The organism is Methylohalobius crimeensis 10Ki (assembly GCF_000421465.1).
GTDB classification, from domain to species: domain Bacteria; phylum Pseudomonadota; class Gammaproteobacteria; order Methylococcales; family Methylothermaceae; genus Methylohalobius; species Methylohalobius crimeensis.
Genome location: NZ_ATXB01000001.1, coordinates 2,309,511 through 2,334,412 on the forward strand (window position 1 = coordinate 2,309,511; position 24,902 = coordinate 2,334,412).

The following is a 24,902-nucleotide window of genomic DNA, read 5'->3' on the forward strand; positions in this document are numbered from 1 at the left end:
CAAGAAGTCCGTCGGTGTTCCCAAATCCAAGCGGATTGTTGCTATCGGCGTTTCAAATCGCGATAGAAATTTTCATGGGGTTCGACTGCCAAAAGCACGCAATGGGTGTCATGGTATTCGTAGGCAAGCAAATATTCCTGACTAATACAGTCAAACTTGAACACTTTGATACCACGCAAATCACCTATTTTTTCTACACCCGTTTCAGGATTTGCAGCGATATAACGAATAGCATCTTGAACAGCCCGGCGCTGATTTTTGTGAAGTTTTTTGTAATTGCGCCGGAAAGTAGGCTTCTGCTCAATTCTCACGGATCAATCCTGATCAAACTCGAATGGCTCTGATTCCTCAGATCTCGCGATTATCACGTCACGAATAAAATCCACCGGCAAATCCGGATTATCCAGTGCTGCCCGACCAATTTGCGCCCAATAGGTCACCTGGCTGGAAATAGTTCGGAATTCAGCTTTGGCGCGGCTTTTAGCGGATTCATACAGCGCATCATCGATACGTATGGAATGGCTCATAATTTCATCTCCTAGCAATTTGCTACAATTGTAGCAAATTGCATACATCATAGACACCCAAGATCAATCAAACGTAATCATGTACCTTCCACGTGATTCGTCCCTTCCCCAAATAAATCGGGTAAGTCGCGTTCGCACAGCCTTTGCGCCACTCCGACCTGCTTATCTTGATTGCAACATCTGTTTCAATTCGAGGGCATTTTCGACGGCGTAGCCGGCCTGATCGTTGTCGAAGTAGCAGTAGACCTCCCTTCCCTCGGCCACCCACGCCGAAATCGCTCCCAACCAGCCGCAAAGGGTTTGGGTGTCATACTTACCCTGATAGGGACCATCCGGGCCGTGCAAGCGGATATAGACGAAATCCGCGGTGATTTCCTTGGGCGAGAGCGTTTCATCCAGATCGTAAATGCAGAAAGCGGCGTTGAATTCCGCCAGCAGCCGATAAACCTGCTCGTCGAACCAGCTCGGATCGCGAAACTCGAAGGTATAGCGGTAACCCGATGGCAGCGCCTCCAAAAACTCATGCAGTCGCTGAAGATTCATCCGCCACCTCGGCGGAAGCTGAAACAGAATCACTCCGACTTTTTCGGTCAGCGGCGCAAGATTTTCAAAAAAATGGGCCAAGGGAGGCTCGGGATCTTTGAGCTTTTTCAGATGGGTAATGTAGCGACTGGCCTTGACCGAAAAAATAAAGTCGTCGCCGACGCTATGGCGCCAGGATTCGAAGGTTCGGGGAGAAGGCAAGCGGTAGAAGGTATTGTTGAGTTCGACAGTGTCTAAGCGCTCCTGGTAATAAGCCAAAAAATCTTCGCTGGCAAGTTCTTGGGGGTAAAAAGGCCCCCGCCAGTGATCGTAATGCCAGCCGGAGGTACCGATATGAATTGGAGAATTTTGTTTGCTTGCCATGGCTTCCTCTTCGAGCACGAATGGATGGGGTTGCCTTCCCTCAACCAATCTGGACGAAGTCAGAATCACAATCAATACCTTCCTACTAGGTCAGCGAGGGCTCTGTTAATATGTTTGCCATCAACGACTACTCGCTCATGGGAGGGAATTATCGGATGAAGATCATTTCCTGGAACGTCAACGGAATTCGCGCGGTACAAAAAAAGGGCTTCGCCGACACGATGGCCCGACTGGACGCCGACTGCATTCTGCTGCAGGAAACCAAAGCCCAAGACGACCAGGTCGCCGCAGCGCTGGATGACATCGACAGTTATCGGATTTTCTGCAATTCCGCGCAGCGCAAGGGCTACGCCGGCGTCGCGCTATTGACCCGAAAACCGCCGAACAACGTCATCAAGGACATCGGCATAGACGAGCACGACCGGGAAGGTCGCGTACTCGCCGCCGAATTCGACCAGTTCTTTCTGGTCAACGTGTATGTTCCCAATTCGGGCCAGGGACTGGCACGACTCGATTACCGGCAAACCTGGGACCGCGAATTTCTCGCCTATCTGCAGCAACTGGAAAAACAAAAACCACTGATCGTTTGCGGCGATTTCAATGTCGCTCATCAGGAAATCGACATCGCCCGACCCAAAGCGAACTACAACAAAACCGCCGGCTACACCCAGGCCGAAATCGACGGCTTCAGTCGCCTCCTCGACGCCGGCTTGGAGGATACCTTCCGTCACTTCCATCCGGACACGGTCGCCTATAGCTGGTGGAGCTTCCGCGCCAACGCCCGCGCGAAAAACATCGGCTGGCGGATCGATTACGTATTGGCCAGCGCCCCTTTACTCGACAAAATCAACGACGCCTTCATTTTGCCGGAGATTACCGGCTCGGATCATTGCCCGGTGGGCATCGAAATCGCTTGTTGACAGGGTGCCTGAGTGTCCCACGGGCATTAAAAAAGCCCTACGCTTTCACGTAAGGCTTTGATAGTACTGGCACCCCGGATAGGATTCGAACCTATGACCTTCCCCTTAGGAGTGGGATACCGTCCAATTCCCACCATTCACCACAACACAAGAATGAAGGATAAACAATAATTTATCCGATTGGTGGTATTGTCTTTTATCGTCGTATATCGCCCTATTTTGCGTGCAAGTGTGCCATGAGTGTGCCACGGCACAGTTGGGTAAACCCATACCAATCAAGGCTTCCAGGGGTTTCGTGGTTGGGAATGCCGGTGCTTGGAGCATTCATTCCAAGAACTGGGATGCTTGGGACACTTCGTTAAGGCTTTCGGAAGGCTTTCGGAAGATAGTTGTTACTGCGTAACGTGGGGGTGGCAATACGGATAGCGGAAAGCCGTAAGCTACTGATATTGAAGGTATTATTTCCTGAATGGGAATAATTATCGTTGGGGACCCTATGATGTAGGCTAGTCCGCGCGGCGCGCTACCAGCGCGGTTTTCGGAAGTTTTTCAGCCCCCCATGGGACAGCAGCATATTAGCTTTTTCTAATAGTCTGGAATTGACTATCCACCAGGGCGGTAATGCCCTTGCTTATTCGGTCAAGGTGACGGGGCATCGGTGGTGGGTTTATCTGTCAACCGTTGATAGATAGTGAAGGGTTGGGGTGATGGCGGTTTCTTGGGGTAGCCCTACCCCCTGGGTGCCTTCGTTTCGCGGCTTATATCGGCTTACATGGCGTCGGTTTTGGCAGCAGGTGAGGGGCGGTTTTCATCATAGAAATGTCTGGCGACACTGGCGACACGGCGACACCACCCGCTGTATCCCGCATGGTTCTAGGGCTGAAGCCGAATTGGCCGATTGGCGACACGCTGGCGACAGTGGCGACACCTTGGCGGCAGACATAAAAAAGGGGCCGAAGCCCCCTGAAGCGGTGCGGTGTGCAAGACTATTTACCCGACAGTTTAGGATGGACGCGGTACACCATGCCGGGCTGGTCCCGTTCGGGCGGGGCTAGCCGCAGCCATCCAAGTTCGCACAGCCAAGCCAGCAAATCTCGCGCCTCGTCGCCCTTGGGCCGGGGCCTTGGGCCTTGACGCTGAAGCTGCCGGGCGGTGACGGTTTCCTTGCCGCTTTGCCGAAGCCAGTCCACCACAGCACGGGCGCGCCGGGCGTCGTCGGTGCCTTGGGCCATTCCCAACATGCGCTTTGCCTCGGTCAGGTGCCAGTGGCCTAACACTTCCGCGCGGTCCCACGTGCCCAATGAAACGTAGCTGTATTCCGCTTTCAGCGCGTCCGGGTTCTCCAGGACGCTGAAAAGTCCGGCCAGCTTGACGACCTGGCTTGTGAACTTGCTTGCCACGTCCCTGTAGTCCGCAAACGCGCCACCGTCCCGCATTTCAATTTCAATCGCGTTGTGCAATTCCCGCCGGGCTTCCTGGGCTTCGGTGCCTAGTCGGATAACATGGGGTTCCGTGCCAAGTTCAACGTCCAAGGCGGCGCGTACCACGTCGAAGAATGGTTCCAGCTTTGTTTCATCGAGGCCGGCATCGTCGGGGCTTTCCAGGCGGTAGCCCACAAGGCTTGGAAGCCCTACCGGCCATATCCGAGCCAGCAGCCCGCTCCCGCGCATGGTGGGATGCTTGGCAAGCTGCGCCCACTTATCCGGTTGAAGGTAGCAACAAACATTCAGCGCTGGGTGGGGAATTACCCTTTCGTCTGGCATGTCGCCGGGGCCTATCCTATCTCGCGAAATGCTGTCGCCTGAAATCCCTTCCAGGAATATCGATTCAGCCGTCCCGCCGTTTTCATAGCGGCCAAGAATGTTATTCACGACGGTTCGACCTTCGCCGGACATGACGGCAAAAGCCCCGTCCCGGTCGTGCATCAATTGAAATAGGCGTTCGGGCGTCGTGTCGGATGTCCACAGCCTGGGGGCCGGTGGCGGCTTCTTCCGCTGCGCTTCAATGTCCGCCAGGTCGCGCGCCAGAACGTCCACCCCAAGTCTCTCCTTTTTTGCGTCCCGTCGGGTTTGGGCCGCAAGGTCATCTAAGGCGGCATTGTGGGCGGCCACCCGCGCCAGCTCGGCCTCCCGGCCCGGCCGCTTCGCTTCCTGCCATTCCAAGACGGGTTGTTCCAAAGCCTTGAATACCGGCGACTTCCGTTCGCCGCTTCCAGCCACCAGCACCACAAAGAGCGTTGGAAAATGTCGCAAGCCCCGCTTTTCCTGAACGATGACAGCCTTCCGTAACGCGGCGGCGAGCATACCCAGGGCAACGGTGCCCGGTGCGGATACGGGGACGTAGGCGCTGGCTTCGAGTTCCTGGGCGGCCACCCGCAGCCGTTCCGGCAACATTTCCACGGGGTATCGTTCCGGTTCGCTTCCGTCGCTCGGTAGGGGGCATGGTTCCGTCCATTCCGACAGGGCAGTAACGGTTGAATGTGTGACGCTTTCAAACCATTCCTTCGGCGGCGCTTCCAGGACTTTCTTGACGGCAGCGAAAACCACTTCCCGCAGCGTTTCCACGTCCGCCTCATCGATGGGTGAAAAGCCGTCCCAGCCGTCATACCGGGCTTGGATGAAGTCCACCACGTCCCCGCCTTCAGGCAGGCCGGGCAACCGGGCAAGCTGTATCTTTGGTGGCTTGTCTAAGCCGCTCAGCGCCTTGCAAACGTCCCTTGCATAGCCTTCCCCCGGTTCGTTCGCGTCAGGTAGAATGATGACACGTCCGGCATTCCGAAGCGGCTTCCAGTCGGCCTTGGCGGCGGCCTGGCTTCCACCTTGCGAAGTCACGCATGGCAGCCCCAAGGAATGCAACGCGGCGGCGGCTTTTTCGCCTTCGGAAACGAAAGTCGTCTTGCCAGGGCGTATCGTGTCCAGTCCGTACAAAGGCCGGGGGGTGGGTAGCCCCCCCGGTTTCCAGACTTGGCCGTTGGGCTTGAAGAACGGAACGACATGCTTCCCGTCCTGGCCGTCATACCGCGCCACAATTCCCAGCGTCCGGCCGTCCTGGATGTAGCACCAGGCATAGCGAAACCGCTTTCCTTCGTATGTTTGGGGTATCCCGTCCATAGTCACCCCCTTCCCGCTAGAATTTTGGCCGCGTCCAGGGGCTGGATGCGGTGGAATTGGGCGACAAAGCTTATCGTGTCACCACCCGAAGCCCCGCAACTGAAGCACTTATACCCACCCGTACGTAGGTTCACCCGAAAGCTTCCCCGTCGGTTGTCGTCGTGGAACGGGCATAGTCCGCCGTCAGTCCAGCCATGGGTGTTTGGCCTTCGCTTCATTTCGGGCAGATACCGAGCATAAACGTGTTCGGGCGGCACGTGGCGGCGGGCCAAATCGAATACATGTTTCATGCGCGCCACCCCCAAAGCCCCAAGCTTCGCGCCGAAAATTCCTGCCCGCGCGTCCCGGCCATGGTGATAGCCCATCCAGGCAATCTGTATCGGGCAACTGGGCGGTGACGTTCAGACGGCGCGTTTGCGGTAGGAAATGCCACGTCGTCAATCGTTTCTATCGGCCAAGCCATGCCGCGCAATCGGTGCATTACGGCACCTAAGCGCCATGAACCCGTTGTCCGAATGAATGCGGGGCTATCCATAAGCCTACCAGTCAACAGGACTCCTAGCGCGAAGCCGTCCAAGGTAGCGGCGCTGGGGTATTGAAACGCCATGGGGGGCAAGTCGTCGCTTCCGTAAAGGGTTGCTTGGCTCATTCCGCCCCCCCTTCCCGGCGGGCACATTCAAAAAATTTGGCTTCGTCCACCAACAGTTTTCTTCCGACTTTTACGAACGCTGGGGCAAAGCCGTTTTTATCGCGGTAGAACGCCAGGTGGCGCAGTCCGCCGGTGCTCGGCCATGGATGAAATTCTTCCCATTTTGTTAGGGGGATAAGTCTTGTTTCAGGCATTGTTGTTTACCCACGTTTTCGTTAATGACGCGGGCAATGCTATTAGCCTGTTTCGGAAAATAAATTGGGGATAATTGGGGGGAAATATATTCTCCTAATTTTGGGGCGCGGTGTATGCGGGCTTTGGCGGGATAAAAAATAATTGGGGAAAGTGGTTTTCCATTAATTATAAGTTTTTGCGCGGGCGTCCTGCTTTCTTTTTGAATCGGGGGTGGCGCTTAATTAATTCCTTCCAAAATTCCGTGAATTGTTCGAAGGTGTCTTCTTCGAAAGCGTCATTATCGAATTGAAGCTTTTCGAATATTTCTTCGCGCGTCATTTTCTGTAAGCCGGGGGGTTTTCTTCCAGCCCACAAAAGAAAGGCTGCTTCCCTATCTTTATAGCCAGGCGTTTCCGTCCCAGCTATCAGCCATTTGAAAAGCTGGGTATCCGGCGGCGGCATTGCGTCGTGGTTTTTCAGGAATGCCCGAAGCGTTTCCCGCCCAATGTAGAATGCCCCACCAAGCTTAACGTGCTCCCAGCCTGGGCGTGCCATTCGGCGGGGTTCGATGACGCGGGAAGGCCTCAGCGCGCCACGCTTGCAGGCGATTTCCAGCGTCCGCTGGAAGTCGAAGCGGGCTTTGTCGTTATCGCCGTGCCATAGGCGGGCGGCTTCGTAGGGCGTCAGTTCGTCCCGTTCGAGCAGGGGAATGAAATCGCTTTCGAAGTCTGAAAGTGCCATAAAAAACCTTACTGATTATGTGGTGTCGCCAGTGTCGCCACGGTGTCGCCAAACTGGAAAAACGCTGTAGGCCGCATGGTTCCTAGCGTTGAAGGGTATGTGTCGCCATGTCGCCAGTGTCGCCACGTATTTCAGAATACTTTTTGCGCCATGTCTTCCAGCACCCCGCGAAGGTGGGTTTCGCTCAGGTGCGAATATCGATAGGTCATTTGCAGGGTCCTATGCCCAAGGATTTCAGCCACGTCCCTGAGGCTTGCCCCCTGCATAACGAGATAGCTGGCGCATGAATGCCGCAAGTCATGAAAACGGAAGTTGTCTATTTCCGCCCTTTGCAAGGCGCTTGCCCATGCCCGTTTAATGTCCATGGGTTTGGTGGGCGGTTCGTCCGGCTTCGTAGGTCTACCGGGAAACAATAGTTCGGTATCCAGCCGCCGCACCTTGGAATGTCCCTTCAACGCTTCCAGGGCAGCCCCCACCAATGGCACCCGGCGACGTTCCCTGTTCTTCGTCTCATTCAACAGAATGAAACCACCATGTAAGCTCACGTCCGCCCATGTCAGGTTAAGAATTTCTGACTTCCGCATACCCGTAGAAAACCCCAACAAAACTATGGGGTACAGATAGCGGTTGGTTGACTGTTTGCAGGCTTCCAGCAGGCGGGCGCGTTCGTCGTCGTCCAGAAACCGCACCCGGCCATTATCGACACGGGGTTTCTTCACCTTCCGACACGGGTTTTCTTCCAGCCAGCCCCATTCATTGGCTGCCAGGGTAAAAGCAGCCGATAGGCAATTCATGGCTTTGACGACGGTGGCCGGTGCCCGCTTAGTACCTCTGGCGCATGGTTCATTCAGCAGGGCGTCTTTGCCTTCCGCGACAACGGCGGCGGTTACGTCACACAACAGCAGATAACCGTACCTATCCTTCCACCAGTCCAAGGCATGGGCGGCATTCGCTTGGTGCTTGGGTTTCTGGTTGGGTAGAACGTCCCGTTTGTATCTGTCTATTAGTTCGGAAAGTGTATGCTTCCTTGCTTCGGCGGTTTTGAAGTGACGGCCTTCACGTATGGCCGCTTCGGTGGCTTGCGCCCATTTTTTGGCGTCGGTCTTGCGGTCGAAAGTGGCGGTTTGGGGGGGGTAGCCTTTCAGGCGGATTTGAACGTGGTATGAAACCTGCCCATCGGATGTGTTACGCTTTCGAATTGAAGCCATGCCGATACCCTCATTATCGGTGTGGTGGATATGCCCGGTTGGTGTTGCCGCACCTTCCGGGTTTTTTGTTTCTGATAGCTTACCACAAACCGCTGAACGTCACGATACAAGACGGTTCAAGGGGTATCTTTTTTTTCAACTGTGCCATGAGTGTGCCATGGGCATTAAAAAAGCCCTACGCTTTCACGTAAGGCTTTGATAGTACTGGCACCCCGGATAGGATTCGAACCTATGACCTTCCCCTTAGGAGGGGGACGCTCTATCCAGCTGAGCTACCGGGGCAAACAAACAATATTATGAACGACTTCGGCTAAATTTTCATCCGGGCATCGGTTCCGCTACCGAAAAAGCGTATTCTTCCACCACTCGACCTCCGATCAGATGCTCTTGAATGATGCGTTCAAGAACTTCCGGCGTGCAGGAGTGATACCAGACGCCTTCGGGATAAACCACTGCGACCGGCCCCCGGATGCATACCCTGAGGCAATTGGCTTTGGTGCGCTGAATTCCGCCGCGTCCGGTCAATTTTAGTTCGTTCAAGCGGCGTTTCAAGTAATCCCAGGAGGCGAGTCCCGCTTCTTGCCCACAGCATTTGGGCGCGGTTTGGTCGCAGCAGAGAAAAATATGATGCCTGGTTTCCGAAAGGCCCAAGTTTTGGGCAATTTTGTTGAGAGCATCGGTCATGGTTGTATTTCCTTTTAAGATGGACATCCTAGATTGACACTTGCACAATAGTCTATCGAACTTATCCAATTCCGTTGTTCAAGACAACGCCTACCGCGATGCGAAATTTCCATCCCGCCGTCGCCGCCTGGTTCAAGGAATCCTTTGCCGCCCCCACCGACTGTCAACAACGGGCCTGGCAGGCACTCAAAAACCGGCGCCACGCTTTGATCGCCGCGCCCACCGGGTCGGGCAAGACCCTGGCGGCGTTTCTGTCCGCCATCGACGATTTGGTCCACCAGGCCGAGGTGGGACAGTTGACGGACGCCACCCACGTGGTCTACGTCTCCCCCCTCAAGGCGCTCAGCCACGACGTGGAATGCAACCTGGAGCAACCGCTGGCGGCCATTCAGCAAAAGCTCCTGAAAGCCGGCGCTCTCGCTCCCGCCATTCGCGCCCAGAGCCGCACCGGAGATACCCCGGCGGCGACCCGCACCGCCATGGCCAAAAGGCCGCCCCATATTCTGGTCACCACCCCCGAATCTCTTTATTTGCTTCTCACTTCCGAAAGCGGGCGCAGGATGCTGGCCCCGGCGCGCACCGTCATCGTCGATGAAATCCACGCGGTGATCGGCAGTAAACGGGGCGCCCATCTGGCGCTTTCGCTGGAGCGGCTGCAAAAGCTGTGCGAGCACCCCCTGACCCGCATCGGCCTGTCCGCCACCCAAAGGCCGCTGGAAACCGTGGCCCGCTTTCTGCTCGGCGCCCGCCCCCTGGCCGATTGCGAGATTATCGACAGCGGCCACCTGCGGCGGCTGGATCTGGATATCGAGCTGCCCGACCTGCCCTTGGAGACGGTGTTATCCCAGGAGGCGGCCAAATCCCTCTACGACCGCATCGCCGACCTGATCCGCGCCCACCGCACCACCTTGGTGTTCGTCAACACTCGTCGCCAGGCGGAAAGGGTGGCCAAGGCCCTGAGCGAGCGTCTGGGGAACGGTCGGATCACCTCCCACCACGGCAGTCTCTCCCGCAACCAGCGCCTGGACGCCGAACGCCGCCTCAAAGCTGGGGAATTGGAGGCCCTGGTCGCCACCGCCTCGCTGGAACTGGGCATCGACATCGGCGAGGTGGATCTGGTCTGCCAGCTGGGCATCACCGATTCGGTGGCCACTTTCCTGCAACGGGTGGGGCGCGCCGGTCACCGTCTCGACCGCATTCCCAAGGGCCGCCTATTTCCCACCAGCCGCGACGAACTGGTCACCGCCTTGAGTCTGGTGGACGCGGTCCGGCGGGGCGAGTTGGAGACTTGCCGGATCGAGGCGCGGCCGCTGGACGTCCTCGCCCAGCAAATCGTGGCCATGGCGGCCTGCGAGGATTGGGACGAAGAGACATTATTTCAAACCATCCGCTGCGCCGAGCCTTACCGGAGCCTAAGCCGGGAGGCATTCGAGGAAGTGGTGACCATGCTGGCGGAAGGCTACGCCACCCCGCGCGGGCGCCGCGGCGCCCATCTCCATCGAGACCGGATCGGCGGTCGGGTGCGCGGCCGCCGCGGAGCGCGGCTGACCGCCCTCACCTGCGGCGGAGCGATCCCCGATACCGCCGACTACCGGGTGATTCTGGAGCCTTCCGGGGAAATCATCGGTACGGTGGACGAGGACTTCGCCATCGAGAGTCTCGCCGGGGACATTTTCCAGCTGGGCAATGCCAGTTGGCGGGTATTGCGCCTGGAGACCGACGGCCTCCGGGTGGAGGACGCCCAGGGCCTGCCGCCGACCATTCCGTTCTGGTTCGGGGAAGCCCCGGGCCGTAGCGATGTCCTGGCCTGGTCTGTCTCCAGGCTGCGCGAGGCGGTCTTTCGGCAGTTCTGTTCAGCAGGGAGGCCGGAGACCGGTCTAAAGGGACGCCATGAACCCATCCCCGGGGGCGCCCCCCTCCCTAGCCCTCCCCCCAGCGGGGGGAGGGTTGGGTGGGGGGCGCCTCCCAGCGGGGGGAGGGTTGGGTGGGGGGAGCCCCCCAGCGAAGGGAGGGTTGAGCGGAGGGAGAACCAGCTCGCAGTCAATCCGGAAGCGGTCCGTCAAGCGGCGGACTATCTGGCGGCGGCCGGGAATTCTTTGGGAACGATGCCCACCCAAAGCCGCATCGTGCTGGAGCGCTTCTTCGACGAGGCCGGCGATCTCCACTTGATCATCCACAGCCCCTACGGCAGCCGCGTCAACCGCGCCTGGGGACTGGCCCTGCGCAAGCGCTTCTGCCGTCATTTCAATTTCGAGCTCCAAGCCGCCGCCACGGAAGACGCGGTCTTGCTGTCGCTGGGCGCGGGCCAGAGCTTCCCGCTGGACGAGGTGAAACATTTCCTCAAATCGACCAACGTGCGGGACATTCTGACCCAGGCGGTGCTCGACAACCCCATGTTCACCGCCCGCTGGCGCTGGAACGCCACCATTTCCCTGGCGGTCAGACGCTTCCAGAACGGCCGCCGGACACCGCCCTACCTGATCCGGATGCAGTCGGAAGACCTGGTCACCGCGGTATTCCCGGAACAGCTCGCCTGCCTGGAAAACATTCAGGGAGACCGGGACATCCCCGATCATCCCCTGGTGAATCAGACCCTGGCCGACTGTCTTTTCGAGGCGATGGACGTGGCGGGATTGGAAGCAATCTTGCGCGGCATCGAGTCCGGAGCCATCGAGGTGATTTCCCGCGAGACGGTGGAGCCCTCCCCCCTCGCCGCCGAAACCGTCAACGCCCGCGTCTATGCCTTTCTGGACGGCGCTCCCTTGGAGGAACGCCGGGTGCGGGCGGTCTCCCAGAGACGCTGGATCGATCCCGACGAGGCCGAGGATCTGTGCCGACTCGATCCGAAAGCCATCGAGCAAATCCGCCGGGAAGCCCGGCCCGATCCCCGGGATCCGGAAGAACTGCATGATGCGCTATTGGGAAGCGGCTACCTGGTGGAAAACGAAATGGCTTCCGCCTGGAATCCCTGGCTGGAAACCTTGCAGGGACAGGGACGCGTCTGTCGATTCATCCCGGGGTCGGGCCTGGCTTCCTCCCGGCATCCCTGCCGGGAAGACCTCCAAGGAGCGCCTTCCCGAGCCCACCTCTGGATCGCCGCCGAAAACTGGCCGCAGTTTCGGGCGCTTTTGGATCCCCCCCCTCCCCAGCAGGGAGAAGGTTGGGTGGGGAGCTCCCCCCGCAGAGGGGAGGGTTGGGTGGGGGGCTCCGAACCTCAATTGCCGGAAGCTTTGATCAATCAAAGCTGGACCGCCGACGAGGCTTTGGCGGCCATTTTGCGCGCGCGCATGTCCGTTTTAGGGCCGGTCGAAACCGAACGACTGGCGGGGGAATTGAATCTGCCGGCGTTGGAAATCGAAGCGGCGCTAATGCGGCTGGAGCAGGAAGGCAATCTCTTGCGGGGAGATTTCGGCTGGTGTGAACGGGGGCTTTTGGCCCGCATTCACCGCCTCACCCTGAACACCCTGCGGGAGGCGGTGCAACCGGTCGCGGCGGCCCGGTTCATGCGCTTCCTGCTGCATTGGCAGCACGTCCATCCCGATACCCGCCTGGCGGGTCCTCAGGCGCTCACCGAGATTCTGACCCAATTGGAAGGATTCGAGGCTCAAGCGAAGGAATGGGAATCGACCATCCTGCCGGCGCGCATCCCCGATTACGAGCCGGCCTGGCTGGACCGGCTCTGCCTGTCCGGACGCTTCGTCTGGCTCCGGCTGAATCCCACCGGCAAGCGCACCCCCATCAAAAACACGCCAATAGCCTTCGTCAACCGGCGTCACGTCTCCCTCTGGCGCGCGGATGCGGTGGAAGCGTCGCCCAGCCCCACCGCCCAGCGCGTTTTGGACAATCTGACTCAAGCAGGGGCGTTGTTTTTCGACGAGCTTTTGGATTCGTGCCGGCTGCTTCCGACCCAATTGGAGGATGCCCTGGCGGAATTGGTCGCCCGGGGCCGGGTCAGCGCCGACAGCTTCGAGGGGTTGCGCGCCCTGCGCCTGCCGGAAGCCAAGAAGCGGCGCTACAAACGCCTTCTCAATACTTTGGAAAACGCCGGCCGCTGGCAGCGTCTTCGCGATGGAGAAGCCGACCTACAGACACGTAATGAACACTTGGCCCGCAAATTGCTGAAACGCTACGGGGTGGTCTTCCGGGCCCTGGCCGCTCGCGAACGCGGTCTGCCGCCGTGGTGGGAGCTGGTGCGCATCTATCGCCGTTTGGAAGCGCAGGGGGAAATCCGGGGCGGGCGGTTCGTGGCCGGTCAATTCGGGGAGCAGTTCGCCTTGTCCGAGGCGGTGACGCTGCTGCGCAAGCTCTCCAAGGAAGATTCGACCGAGGTCATCCTGTCCGCCGCCGATCCCTTGAACCTGAGCGCGATTCTCACCGGCGCTCAAGCGGTTTCACCCCAGCCGGGCCGCACCATCCGCATCGGCCCCGAAGGTATCGTACCCGGCAATCAGCTCAGGACTTCAGCATAGATCCAAGGCGGATTGAGCCAGGTTCCCGCTTTCTTCACCGGTGATAGACGGGACTCAATTCGTGGACCGCTTCCACCATCGCTTCCACGTGGGCGGGGGCCATGTCCGGCAGAATACCGTGACCCAGGTTGAAGACGTGGCCGGTGCCGGGGCCGAAACGATCCAAAATATACCCCACCTTGGCCCGGATGGTCTCGGGTCGGGCGTAGAGAGCCACGGGATCGAGATTCCCCTGGAGAACCACACGGCCACCCACGCGCTGGCGCGCTTGGCCGATATCGCAGGTCCAGTCCACGCCCAAGGCGTCGAAGCCGGTTTCCGCCATGGTCTCCAGCCATTGCCCGCCGTTTTTGGTGAACAGGATGGTGGGCACGGTTTCCCCGTTCGATTGGGTGTTCAGCCGCTCGCGGACCCGGCGCGCCGCCGCCAAGGCGAATGCTTGATAATCCTCCCCGGTCAATACCCCGCCCCAAGTGTCGAACAGCATCACCGTTTGGGCGCCGGCGGCGATTTGGGCGTTGAGGTAATCGGCCACCGCCGTCGCCAATTTGTCGAGCAAGCGCCGCATCAAATCGGGCCGGTCGTAGAGCAGGGTTTTGACCTTGCCGAAATTGCGGCTGCTCCCGCCTTCGACCATATACGTAGCCAAGGTCCAAGGGCTGCCGGAGAAACCGATCAAGGGCGTTTTTCCGGCCAGTTCCCGCCGAATCAGGCGCACCGCGTCCATGACGTAGCGCAACTGGTTCTCCGGATCGATGGACGGCAGGCGATCGATGTCTTCCTCGCTGCGAATGGGGCGCTCGAACTTCGGTCCCTCCCCTTCGCTGAAATACAAGCCCAGTCCCATGGCGTCGGGAATGGTGAGAATATCCGAAAACAGGATCGCCGCATCCAGCCGAAACCGCCGCAGCGGCTGCAACGTCACCTCGCACGCCAATTCCGGGTTGCTGCACAGGTTCATGAAGCTTCCGGCCTGCTCGCGCACCTTGCGGTACTCGGGAAGATAGCGGCCGGCCTGGCGCATGAACCACACCGGCGTCCGGGAGACGGGACGCCGCAGCAAGGCATCGATCAACAAATGGTCAGACATGAAAATACAGCTCCTGATTTCTCATTGGGATTGGGCGGTATCGATTTCTTGGTGCACCGAACGCATCCGCCTCAACCAGGGCTTGCCCAAGCCCGAAGGCAACTTCTCGCCGGCGCGCCGGGCCGCGGCGAGAGAGGGATACACCCCGTATAACAGGGAATACCAATCCTTTCCGCGCCGCAGCTTGTGATAAAAAGCCAAGGGTCGCAGCTTGGGATAGCGTTCGACGAGATCCTTGAGATCCACCAGCGTCTCGAAGGCGGCGATCTGCAGGGTGTAATGCGAAGGGTTTTGCCGCATCAGCCACTGGCGGTCGCGGACGCCCAAGGCCCCGAGGCCGGCCGGGGCATCGGCGGGCTGCTCCGGTTGGATCGGTGCCGAAACATCTGTTTCCTTCGCGAGTTGAAGTTCAGATGGCCGCGGCTCAGCAGCGGTCGGCATCTCCGCTGGCGGCGGCTGCACCGGCGTTTCCGGCGTAACCGCAAATTTCGGAAGAGCAGGCGGAATCCCGGGCAGAGGAAGGACTTCTGCAAGATCGTCGACCGCCACGGAAGACGGCGCATCCAGCGGCGTCTCCGATTCCTGCTCCACGCCAGGCGCAGCCGTTTGCCCCTCGGATACGATAGTCAACGGCAACTCGGTCGGGGTTTGTAGGTCTCCATTTTCCGGCCCGCTCGTCAAATCCGGATCCTCGCTCGTCGCGTGAATCTCGCCGGCCGGGGTATGGGACTGTTGCCAATAGGTCAATGCCACGACCGCGGCCACCACCAGAACAAGCGCCAAGTAGACCGGCTTGGCCAAGGCGCGGTGCCAACGCAACGGCGGCTTGCCGACCAGATTCAGCATTTCCTCGCGAACCCGGGCGGGAATGCCGTGGGAACGGCGATAGACCTCCCGGACCATCGCATCGTCCGGCGCTCCGCTCCGTCCCAAGCGCGTCCACAAGCGGCCTAGATAATCGGCGCACTGCTTTTCGGTCAAGGAAGGCAATTCGATGATATGAGCCTCTTCCACCACCCAAGCGTCGGTCACCGCCTTGACGTGCAGATCGTCGGGGCGCAAGGCCGCCACCAAGCGCAGCGCCGGAAACTCGGCGGCGAAACGGCAGAGTGCCTCCAACAAGCCGGGAAGCGCCAATCCGGCGTCATCCAAAGCCAAAATCACGATTTCCCGGGCGTAAATCCTGGACTCGTCTCGATGCGAAAGCGTCTCCAGGTGACGGCGCAATGCCGTCTCCACGCCACCGATTTGCAAATTCCCGGAGCCCCGGAGATTCAAGGCTTCGGCCAAAGCTTGATGCACCCCCTCCATATTCAGCGCGGACGCGTCCTGGATCAAGCAAACCACGCCTTCCTCGGGAGGATGGTCATGCAACTGCCGGAGAAAAGTGGATTTGCCGATGCCGTCCGGACCACACAGAAACAAAGGTTTGTGCAGATTGGTCAGCAGATGCGACAAGAGGTCGTATTTCTGCTGCCGCTCGGCGCCGAGGAAATCGAAATTTCCTCCGGTTCGACGACTGTCCCGGAAAGTCTCAGCCAGCCCTGCCGTACTCATCGAGCGTCGCTCTGAGGGTTGGGGTTGAAACCGAACGCGGCAAGGCGGCTTTGCCGATCCCTTCCAACAAAATCAGACGCAAGCTACCGTCGATATTTTTCTTGTCCACCGCCATCAACTCCAAAAAACGGTCGCTGTCCAATGTTTTCGGCGGCGTCACCGGCAAGCCAGCGCGCTCCAAGAGGGCGATCGCCCGCTTGCCATCCGCCGGCGCCAACCAGCCCATTCGGCAGGACAGATCCGCCGCCTGGCACATGCCGATGGCCACCGCCTCGCCGTGAAGATAACGGCCGTAACCGATGCCGGTCTCGATGGCGTGACCGAAGGTATGACCGAAGTTGAGGATCGCGCGCAATCCGGATTCGCGTTCGTCGGCCGCTACCACGTCGGCCTTGTTGGCGCAGGAACGTTCGATGGCGTAGGCCAAGGCTTCGGGATCGCGGGCCAAGAGTCGATCGATGTGGGCTTCCAGCCAGCGGAAAAACGGCTCGTCTCGAATCAGGCCGTACTTGACGATTTCGGCGATGCCCGCGCGCAATTCCCGGTCGGGGAGGGTTTCCAACACGGAAGTGTCGGCGATCACGCACTGGGGTTGATAGAAGGCGCCGATCATGTTCTTTCCCAGGGGGTGGTTGACGCCGGTCTTGCCGCCCACCGACGAATCCACTTGCGCCAACAACGTGGTGGGAATTTGGATGAACGGAATGCCCCGCTGATAACAAGCGGCGGCGAATCCCACGATGTCGCCGATCACGCCGCCGCCCAGGGCGATCAAAGTGGCGGTTCGGCTGAAGCGTTGCTCGAGGAGCGCATCGAAGATTCGTTCGACGGTGGCAAGGGTTTTATGGGCTTCCCCGTCGGGAAGCACCAGGCTCGCCTTGGCGGGCACGTCGAGTCCGTCCATCACCTTATTCAAATACAAGGGAGCCACCACCTCGTTGGTGACCACCATCGCCTGGCGGGCCGGAACATGGCGGTTGATAAGGGATGCTTGTTCCAGCAGACCAGTCCCGATATAGATCGGATAGCTGCGTTCGCCCAAATCGATGGAAAGGGTGTTTACGGGGTGAGCAGATGCTCTGTCCTGATAATCGGTCATTTAGCTAATGATTGCTTCTCAAAAGCATGATAGAACTTTTGAATTTTTTTGGCGGCCTGACGACTGGAGCAGGTGCCGGTATCGACCACGGCATCGGCGATGGACTCGTACAGGGGCGCCCGGACCGAGATCAAATCCCGCAAGCGCCGTTCCGGATCGGCTGTCTTGAGCAAGGGTCGATGATTGTCCTTGCAGGTCCGCTCCAATTGTTTTTCCACCGCACAGCGCAAATATACGACGAACCCGTGTCGCTGCAAAAGCGCACGGTTGTCAGGTCTGAGAATTACCCCGCCGCCGGTGGCCAATACAATACCACGTAATTGGACCAAATCCGCCAAAACTTCGTGCTCGCGCCGCCGGAAACCGGTTTCTCCCTCGTATTCGAAAATCAAGGGTATATCGACGCCCGTACGGGCCTCGATCTCCCGGTCGCTGTCAAAAAACACCATCCCCAGGGTTCGGGCCAGCAATCGCCCGATAGTGGTTTTACCCGATCCCATCGGACCGATCAGGAAAATATTATCCTTCTGAACCATGACTGACAGATTCGAAAAACTGCCCAGTAGAATAACAAAAAGGCCGGGCATATGCCCGGCCTAAGATGGGCGGCCACAGGGGCCGCCCCTACGCAATCAACCCCCGTTGGTCGGTCGGGGCAACCCCCTGGGGTTGCCCTCAATCTCCCGGTGGTTGCCCCTGATCAATCCAGACGCTTGAATTGAATCACCTCGAACAACATACGGTCGTTATCTTGAACGAGACGCAGGTCGCCCGAATAATAATGACCGTCTAATTGGGCCAACGGGATATGCACGTTATCCCCGTTCAAGGTCGCCCGCATCGCTTCACGCCTCAATGATTCCACATCGGTCGCCGCTGTCGCCGTGCCGATCGGCTCGGCATTCAGCAACTCGAACATGACCTCGCCGTTTTGCTCGAGGCGGAGCAAATCGGCACTATATTCCACCCCGTTCACTTCCACTACTGGCACATGCATGACGTCGCTACCGTAATCTTCCCGTAGCGCGGTTTGAGTGATGGTATCCAAAGTGATGGAAGGCGTTAGGCTGGTTTGCACCACTTGCATTTCATATTGGTCATCGCTGAAGGGTTCGATGATGATTTTTTGTTCCTCGATCTTCACATCGTTGCCCTCTTCATCCTTGCCGCATGTCCCCTCCTCCTTCAGGATCACGCTGCCATCTTCATCCCGCCGTAGCGGCGAAGAGACCGCCAGAAAATACGCCCCGGGGTCCTTGAGGCCGACCTCCACCCGCCGACTGACGCCGAAGGCGGGATCGATGATCCCCAGTAAGGCATCGTCGAACACCCCTACATTGAGGGATAAATACATGTGATTGGTAAAAACCTGAGTCGGTTGGTCGCCTGAACAAACCGTCAGCGGTACCTCCGCATCCAACATGGATTGAGTCACCCGATCTCCGTCGAACACGTATAACACCCAGGGACCCGATCCTTCCGTGAATTGATCGCCGCACACCGCATTTCCCGGACACAATTCGATCGATAAAATCTCGTCCCCCGGGCTTTCCAGCCGATAAAGGTCCACGTCCGAGCTGTTGCGCAGCTGCCCGACCAAGCGCACCGCGGAAGTCAACGAATTGGCTTCTTCCAAGGTATCGTTGAATTCGATCTCGGCATCGTGGAAGTTGGCATTGAGGTTCCGGTCCTCGGGATTCTCGAGCCCCTCACCCGTCACGTTGAATGTGTAATTGTCACGAGAATCGGAATCTTCCACGCCCGAAACAACGAGATAAAACTTCCCGGCTTTTTCGAGCAAAGTGGAATAGAGCAGTTCGTTTTCGGTCGAACTCACTCGGGCATCCAAAAGATTGCCCGCTTCATCCAGCAGGGCAATTTGCCACTGAGCGGGTCCCGCCGGCATTTCCACATTGACGATCGTGTCGGCCTGGGTCGCGCGGAGGGCATACCAATCCTCGTCTTCCAATGAAAACAATTGCCCGCTCACCGGCTGACCAGGGTCCACCGGATTGGCGGCGGCGATATGGTTGTTGGGTTCTTTCTCGCGCTGCGCCTTTGCGAGAAACTCGTCGCGGCGGGATGTCACGGGCGCTTCATCCGGGGTCCCGGTTCCCGGCAGGACAATTCCTTCCCCGGATAGCGAAAAGAAGTAATCCGCGGCATCTTGCAAAGGTTCGGCAACCAGGAAAAAATCACCAATCTGCGGCAACACCACCTGGAAGCGGCGATCGGCATCCTCTTCATTGGGAAAACGAGCCAACACCTGGCCGGAACGATCCTGCAAGGTCAAACGCCAGCCTCCCCCTTGGGCGGGAATTTCGATCGTTGCCGTTGCTCCTGCCTGGATCGCCTGGAATTGGTACCAATCCAGATCCGAATTGGAATCGAACGTTCCCAGATGGAGTTCGCCCGGCGTCAAAGCAGTGGCGTTTTGAGGGGTGTCGTTGGGTTCAATTTCGCTAATCGCTTGCTCCAAGTCACTTGAAATGCCTTCATCTTCCCCGTCCCCACCACTGAGATCGGGAAAAGCGCTGCTTCCGCCGGTCAACTGTCCAAGCAAGTCCGCCTGCACTCCTTGGCTCAGCCCCATGGAGAGCAGCAAGGAAATCGCCATCGCCTTCGTGTTCATCATTCGCAATCCTCAACGCATTTACGGTTAACTCGATCTTCCCTCACATCCATCAACGCATGGCCGTGGCTTCTTTCAGGACCTTGGGCGTGATGAAGACCAACAACTCGCGCTTCTGATCGATCTTCTGATCTCGCCGGAACAGGAAGCCGAGACCGGGCAGGTCGCCGAAGAACGGCAACTTGTTGACCGTTTTGCTTTTCTCCTGTTCGTAGATTCCCCCAAGCACCACCGTTTCGCCATTGGCCACTTGGACCGTGGTCTGTATTTCCCGCTTGTCGATGGCGATTTGCCCGTCGGGCGTCACTTCGCCACGCGCGTCCTTGGTCACCTGAAGATCCATGATGACGTTGTCGTCGGGGGTGATGTGGGGTGTTACCTGGAGCTTCAACACCGCTTCCTTGAACTGGGTCTGGGTCCCGTTTTGACTCACCGATTGAAACGGGATCTCCTCACCTTGCTCGATCACCGCCTCGGTTTGATCCTGGGTGACCACCTTCGGCATGGAGACGATCTCCCCCCGGTTTTCGTTCTGGAGGGCGGACAATTCCAGCTGCATCAGGAACCGATTGAGCTTGAAGATGGCGATTCCCATGCCGCCGCCGGCGCCTGTACCGATGGCCGCGGGCAAATCGACGATACCGTTGTTATTTCCCAATACGCCGCCCAGCAAGGTCTGCGTGCCGTCGGATTGATTGCCCCCTCGCTTGGCGGCATTCAGCCGGACCCCGAGATCGCGGGTGAAGTCGTCGTTGGCGATGACCACCCGCGATTCGATCAACACCTGCCGAACCGGCCGATCGAGGGTTTGCACCAATCTGCGTACCGCTTCTAGATTGTGGGGGGTATCCTTGACGATCAGGATATTGGTCCGCTCGTCGATATTGACTTCCCCGCGCTCGGAAAGCACGGAGCCTCCAGCTACTTTTTCCTTCGAGATGACCTCTTCTTTAAAATTAGACGCATAATGGGAAACGGATTGGTTTTGACCGCTTTGCGATCTTTTTTGGATTCGGCTTTTTTGCATGCCTTTAAGGACTTTTAATACATCCACCGCCTTGGCGTAATTGAGCTGAATGATTTCGGTCCTTAGAGGCTCGGTTTTTTCCCGGAAGCTGACGTGTTCCAGCTCCTTTTTCTCCTGCTTGATGATCTCATCAAGGGGTGCGACCCAGATGATGTTGCCTTCCTTGCGCTTACCCAGGCCCTTCGCTTTCAATACCAAATCCAAGGCTTGATCCCAAGGGACGTTATTCAAGCCCAAAGTGACGTTCCCCTTGACCGAGTCGGCGGCGATGATGTTCAGCCCGGTGAATTCCGTCAGAATCTTGAGTACCGAGCGAACCGGGATATCTTGAAAATTGAGCGATAGGCGATCGCCCGTGTAGGGGAATTTTTTCTTCTTGATTTCCTCTTTCTCGGCCCGCGTCAACGGCCGGAATTCAATCGTCAACAGACGGTCGGATTGATAAGAGAGATAGTCGTAATTCGAATTTGCCGGGGTAATGACCAATTGGGTTTTGCGTCCGTCGCTGGAGGCTTCGATGCTTTCGACGGGGGTCGCGAAATCGAGGACATCCAGTTTTTTGGCCAACCGGGATGGGAGCCGGGTATTCAGGAAACTGGCTACTACTTTCCCGCCTTCCTGGCGGAGGTCCACCAGGGTATTGGGATCTTTGAGGAATACCAGGATCCGCCCTTCCCCGCCGGGACCCCGGCGAAAATCGATCTTCTCGATGCGCTGATCCGGCATGCCGGAAACCCGACTCGGCGTTTCGGTAGTGGCAATGGCCCCGGCATCTTTCAAAGTTAGCCGTACTTCATTGCCTTCCGTCTCCAGATCGTAGGGCACCATGGAAACCAAATTGACGACCAGACGGGTTCGTCCGTTTCCTTGTACCGCATTAACCTCGGTCACCACGCCGGTGTTGACCGGGATTCTCTTTTCCCCCATGGCGTTACGCACACCGTCGAAATCCAGCACCAGACGAGCGGGGTTGTCGGTCTGAAACACCTTCGGCGCCTCCGCCGACCCATCGAGGACGAATCGCATGCGCAGCTGATCGCCCGGCAAAGTCGTGAATTGAATATCCTGCAGATTGATTTCCGCCGCGCCGGCGGCAATCGCCAACCCCAACCATCCGATCAACCAGGTCAGATGGAACATCATCCGCCGGACGCTTCGACAGAATGGCGAATCCATTCGTGGCCGAGCTACACCCGAAGGAATCGAGCCCGAAAAAGCGGGCGACAATCCTTCTTTTCCCGCGACATCGTCATTAAACATAAGTGCTACCCTCTATTCGCAATTGCAGTCGAATCTCTAATTCACTCCGCCAAAGCCAGCGCTGCTTGCCTTTCGCGCCATGTACCGGGAGTGTCGGGGATGATTTCCACCATCTCGATACGATCTTCGTTTATGTGCGTGATGCGGCCATAGTTGCGCCCCATATGGTTTCCGGTTTTGACGCGATAAATGGTCTTATCGGCCGTCTGCACCAACCCCCACAGCAGATCGTCTTTTTCAATCGTTCCCACCATGCGCAAACTGTCGAGGGAGAAATCCTCGAGAACTTCGTGCGGGCGGGTCGGATCCGGTTTGACACCGTTACCGGTCACCGCCACTTGGGGCGGCGGCGCCTGCCTTTTCTGAGTGAAGGGATCGCGCAAGCCTTCCGGATCGAACACGAAGGTTTCCACCGTCTTGATTTCCGGCAAGGGCTCGATGGCGCCTTTCGGTCTTGCCTTCACCTCGGCCACGTAAGCATGCAGATCGGAAAGATCCTGACCGCCGCAACCGGCCAGCAATGAAATACTCCAGATGGAGATGAAAAACTTATTCAACCGCATCACCGTCTTCCCCGTTTTCCGCCTCGTTTGGATGAGCTTCGCCCTCCGATTTCTTCCTCGTCCAGGTAGCGGTAGGTTTTTATCACCGCATTCATGACCATCCGGGCGTTATCTTTGACCGGCGCCAGAGCGACGTCGTGAACCGTTACGATACGAGGCAAGGAGGCCAGGCCGCTCACAAACGCCCCCAACTGATCGTAGTCGCCGGTCACCCGGACACGGATGGGAAGCTCCGCATAAAAATCCTTTTTGTTTTCCGCTTGCGGCTGGAACAGCTCGAACTCGAGTCCCGCCGCCAAGCCGGTCTGGGAAACATCCACCAGCAAATCGGGGACTTCCGCCTTGTTGGGCAATTGGCGGAGCATGTCCCCGAACGTTTTTTCCATCTCCGCCAATTGTTGCTTGTATTCCTCTAAATGGATGGCTTTTTTCTGTTTACTGGCGAAGGTGTCTTTCAGGTTTTTTTCTTCTTGACGCACTTTGTCCAGTTGCGCCAATTGATCCTGAGTGTCGAAATATATCCACAACCCGGCCACCACTGCGGCAATGATGACCATGACCGCGATCTTGACCGGCAGCGGCCAGGTACCCGCGGATTCCAAATCCCAATCGACTTCGGAGAGGGGGGTCATGACGGCTTACCTCCTGCATCCCCCGATTTAGGATGCGTTTGCTTGATCTTCAGAGAAAAAACCCCTTCGCGCTCGCTTTGGGTCGCCCCCTTGGACTGAATGATTTGAAGCTGGGGTTTTTCCATCCAGAGGGAATTCTCGATGTTGCGCATGTAGGCTGAAACCCGCGCATTGGATTGAGCAATGCCGTCTACGGCGAGATTGCCTCCCGACTGGGTAAATTTGGTCAGGTAAACCCCTTCGGGTAGCGTCCGGGCGAGCGCATCGAACAAATGCACGATTTCCGGCCGGCTGGATTGAAGGCGCTGGATGATATCCATCTTGGCGATCAATCGATCCCGCTTGGTCTCCAGTTCACGAATTTCCTTGATCTTGCGGTCCAAAATCGCGATCTGGTCGGACAAATATTGGTTGCGTTGCTGTTGATATTCGATTTGATCGGCGATATACCAATGCACCAGCAGCATGGACAGGACCGCCAGGCTGGCTGCCAATCCCACACCTAGAAAAAACTCCTTTTGCTGTTGCCGACGCAGTTCCTCTCGCCAGGGAAGTAAATTGATACGAGCCATATCAGTCAAAACTCCTCATAGCCAATCCACAGGCGATCATCATGGCCGGAGCGTCTTGGCGCAGCGCCTGGACATCCAGCCTGGGCCCCAAACTCATACTGACGAAGGGATTGGCCACAATGGTCGGCAAGCCCAGTTTTTGCTCGACCAACCGGTCAATCCCGCCGATAGAGGCGCACCCTCCGGCCAGAGCCAATGCCTTCACATCACGATGAGCGCTCGAGGACAGAAAAAACTGTAAAGAGCGCCCGATCTGCTGAACCATCGCCACCCGGAATGGTTCGAGCACCTCGGTGGTATAGCTGTCCGGCAATCCCCCTTGCTTTTTCGCCAATCCCGCTTCCTCGTAGGACAGGCCGTACCGGCGCTGAATCTCTTCGGTCAACTGCTTGCCGCCGAATCCCTGCTCCCGGGTATAGATGATGCGGCCACGATACAAGACGTTGAACGTGGTCATCGTCGCCCCCACGTCCGCGACGGCGATCGCTCCGTCCTCAAGCAAATCCGGCAACTGCTTTTTGATCAGGAAAAAAGCGTTTTCCATGGCGTACGCTTCCACGTCCACCACCATGGTCTTTAACCCGGCCATTTCCAAAGCGGCCACTCGGTTATCCACGTTTTCCCGCCGACTTGCCGCCAAAAGTACGTCATTCATATCGGGGTTTTGACTATTGGGACCCAAAACCTCGAAATCCAGGCTGACTTCATCCATCGAATACGGAATGTACTGATCGGCCTCCAGCTCGATTTGCTCCTCCAATTCCTTGTCGGAAAGGGAAGCGGGCATGGTGATGACTTTGGTAATGACCGCCGACCCCGCCACTGCGGCCGCCGCATGCTTGAGACGGGTCCCGGATTTCTTGAGCGCCGAGCGGATGGCCTTGGCGATGACTTCCATGTTGTGAATGTTTTTATCCACCACCGCATCCGGCGGCAAAGGATTCGCGGCATAGCTCTCGACCCGGTAACGGTCCCCTTGCCGACTCAACTCGAGCAATTTAACCGCTGCGGAACTGATATCGACTCCCAACAAAGGAGGTTGTCTGCGTCTGAATAACATAGGCGTATCATATTTATATTGA

At 57.9% G+C, this 24,902-nt stretch carries 20 protein-coding genes and 2 tRNA genes; 2 read left to right on the forward strand and 20 right to left on the reverse strand.

Translation table 11 applies throughout. The features are described 5' to 3' along the window. Positions 1-41: 41 nt before the first annotated feature. The 3 genes from H035_RS21385 to H035_RS0111430 all read right to left on the reverse strand — a co-directional run bounded on the left by H035_RS21385 (position 42) and on the right by H035_RS0111430 (position 1,433). Complete coding sequence (locus tag H035_RS21385; protein WP_084684897.1) at positions 42-311, reverse strand: type II toxin-antitoxin system RelE/ParE family toxin; 270 nt, start codon at positions 309-311, stop codon at positions 42-44. Between the two features lie 3 nt (positions 312-314). After that, positions 315-527 (reverse strand): TA system antitoxin ParD family protein, encoded by a 213-nt coding sequence (locus H035_RS21390; protein WP_084684898.1) that lies wholly within the window; start codon positions 525-527, stop codon positions 315-317. A gap of 162 nt (positions 528-689) precedes the next feature. Continuing rightward, positions 690-1,433, reverse strand: coding sequence for a DUF72 domain-containing protein (locus H035_RS0111430; protein ID WP_026596537.1), 744 nt, complete (start codon positions 1,431-1,433; stop codon positions 690-692). 155 nt (positions 1,434-1,588) lie between these two features. Here H035_RS0111430 and H035_RS0111435 point away from each other — a divergent pair, with 155 nt between their 5' ends. Then, positions 1,589-2,353 carry an exodeoxyribonuclease III gene (locus H035_RS0111435; protein WP_026596538.1) on the forward strand — a complete coding sequence of 255 codons (765 nt, stop codon included), beginning with the start codon at positions 1,589-1,591 and terminating at the stop codon, positions 2,351-2,353. Between the two features lie 67 nt (positions 2,354-2,420). Here the strand turns inward: H035_RS0111435 and H035_RS0111440 are convergent. The 7 genes from H035_RS0111440 to H035_RS0111475 all read right to left on the reverse strand — a co-directional run bounded on the left by H035_RS0111440 (position 2,421) and on the right by H035_RS0111475 (position 8,919). Continuing rightward, a tRNA-OTHER gene (locus H035_RS0111440) sits at positions 2,421-2,494 on the reverse strand. Positions 2,495-3,339: 845 nt separating this feature from the next. Next, on the reverse strand, positions 3,340-5,463 hold the full coding sequence (locus H035_RS0111445; protein ID WP_022949114.1) for a YfjI family protein: 2,124 nt from the start codon (positions 5,461-5,463) through the stop codon (positions 3,340-3,342). 2 nt (positions 5,464-5,465) lie between these two features. Next, a complete protein-coding gene (locus H035_RS20860) occupies positions 5,466-5,753 on the reverse strand; it encodes a CHC2 zinc finger domain-containing protein (protein WP_161624025.1) in 288 nt (95 codons plus the stop codon). Positions 5,754-6,472: 719 nt separating this feature from the next. Then, entirely contained in the window at positions 6,473-7,027 is a 555-nt protein-coding gene (locus H035_RS0111460) for a hypothetical protein (RefSeq protein ID WP_022949117.1), read from the reverse strand. A gap of 131 nt (positions 7,028-7,158) precedes the next feature. Next, on the reverse strand, positions 7,159-8,235 hold the full coding sequence (locus tag H035_RS0111465) for a tyrosine-type recombinase/integrase (RefSeq protein ID WP_022949118.1): 1,077 nt from the start codon (positions 8,233-8,235) through the stop codon (positions 7,159-7,161). Positions 8,236-8,440: 205 nt separating this feature from the next. After that, positions 8,441-8,517 (reverse strand) — tRNA-Arg (locus tag H035_RS0111470). A gap of 36 nt (positions 8,518-8,553) precedes the next feature. Next, on the reverse strand, positions 8,554-8,919 hold the full coding sequence (locus tag H035_RS0111475) for a (2Fe-2S) ferredoxin domain-containing protein (RefSeq protein ID WP_022949119.1): 366 nt from the start codon (positions 8,917-8,919) through the stop codon (positions 8,554-8,556). Between the two features lie 98 nt (positions 8,920-9,017). Here H035_RS0111475 and H035_RS19435 point away from each other — a divergent pair, with 98 nt between their 5' ends. Further along, positions 9,018-13,388 carry a DEAD/DEAH box helicase gene (locus H035_RS19435; protein ID WP_022949120.1) on the forward strand — a complete coding sequence of 1,457 codons (4,371 nt, stop codon included), beginning with the start codon at positions 9,018-9,020 and terminating at the stop codon, positions 13,386-13,388. Positions 13,389-13,422: 34 nt separating this feature from the next. On the opposite strand, the gene hemE is transcribed toward H035_RS19435, so the two are convergent. The 10 genes from hemE to H035_RS0111530 all read right to left on the reverse strand — a co-directional run bounded on the left by hemE (position 13,423) and on the right by H035_RS0111530 (position 24,880). Beyond that, positions 13,423-14,478: a uroporphyrinogen decarboxylase gene (hemE, locus tag H035_RS0111485; RefSeq protein ID WP_022949121.1), complete on the reverse strand. Its 1,056-nt coding sequence runs from the start codon at positions 14,476-14,478 to the stop codon at positions 13,423-13,425. 21 nt (positions 14,479-14,499) lie between these two features. Beyond that, positions 14,500-16,035 (reverse strand): SPOR domain-containing protein, encoded by a 1,536-nt coding sequence (locus H035_RS0111490; RefSeq protein ID WP_022949122.1) that lies wholly within the window; start codon positions 16,033-16,035, stop codon positions 14,500-14,502. Beyond that, the gene (gene aroB / locus H035_RS0111495) at positions 16,013-17,134 is read right to left on the reverse strand and encodes a 3-dehydroquinate synthase (RefSeq protein ID WP_022949123.1); all 1,122 of its coding nucleotides are present in this window, start codon (positions 17,132-17,134) and stop codon (positions 16,013-16,015) included. The genes H035_RS0111490 and aroB overlap by 23 nt, the downstream gene beginning before the upstream one ends. Further along, entirely contained in the window at positions 17,131-17,670 is a 540-nt protein-coding gene (gene aroK, locus H035_RS0111500) for a shikimate kinase AroK (protein WP_022949124.1), read from the reverse strand. Before aroK ends, aroB begins: the two co-directional genes overlap by 4 nt. A gap of 164 nt (positions 17,671-17,834) precedes the next feature. Then, positions 17,835-19,769 (reverse strand): hypothetical protein, encoded by a 1,935-nt coding sequence (locus H035_RS0111505; RefSeq protein ID WP_022949125.1) that lies wholly within the window; start codon positions 19,767-19,769, stop codon positions 17,835-17,837. A 49-nt stretch (positions 19,770-19,818) separates the two neighbouring features. Next, on the reverse strand, positions 19,819-21,969 hold the full coding sequence (gene pilQ, locus H035_RS0111510) for a type IV pilus secretin PilQ (protein ID WP_026596541.1): 2,151 nt from the start codon (positions 21,967-21,969) through the stop codon (positions 19,819-19,821). Positions 21,970-22,094: 125 nt separating this feature from the next. Further along, positions 22,095-22,616, reverse strand: coding sequence for a pilus assembly protein PilP (locus H035_RS0111515; RefSeq protein ID WP_022949127.1), 522 nt, complete (start codon positions 22,614-22,616; stop codon positions 22,095-22,097). Continuing rightward, positions 22,616-23,248, reverse strand: a complete 633-nt coding sequence (locus H035_RS0111520; RefSeq protein ID WP_022949128.1) for a type IV pilus inner membrane component PilO — start codon at positions 23,246-23,248, stop codon at positions 22,616-22,618. Before H035_RS0111520 ends, H035_RS0111515 begins: the two co-directional genes overlap by 1 nt. After that, positions 23,245-23,820, reverse strand: a complete 576-nt coding sequence (locus H035_RS0111525) for a PilN domain-containing protein (RefSeq protein WP_022949129.1) — start codon at positions 23,818-23,820, stop codon at positions 23,245-23,247. Before H035_RS0111525 ends, H035_RS0111520 begins: the two co-directional genes overlap by 4 nt. 1 nt (position 23,821) lies before the next feature. Continuing rightward, complete coding sequence (locus tag H035_RS0111530) at positions 23,822-24,880, reverse strand: pilus assembly protein PilM (RefSeq protein ID WP_022949130.1); 1,059 nt, start codon at positions 24,878-24,880, stop codon at positions 23,822-23,824. Positions 24,881-24,902: the final 22 nt, after the last annotated feature.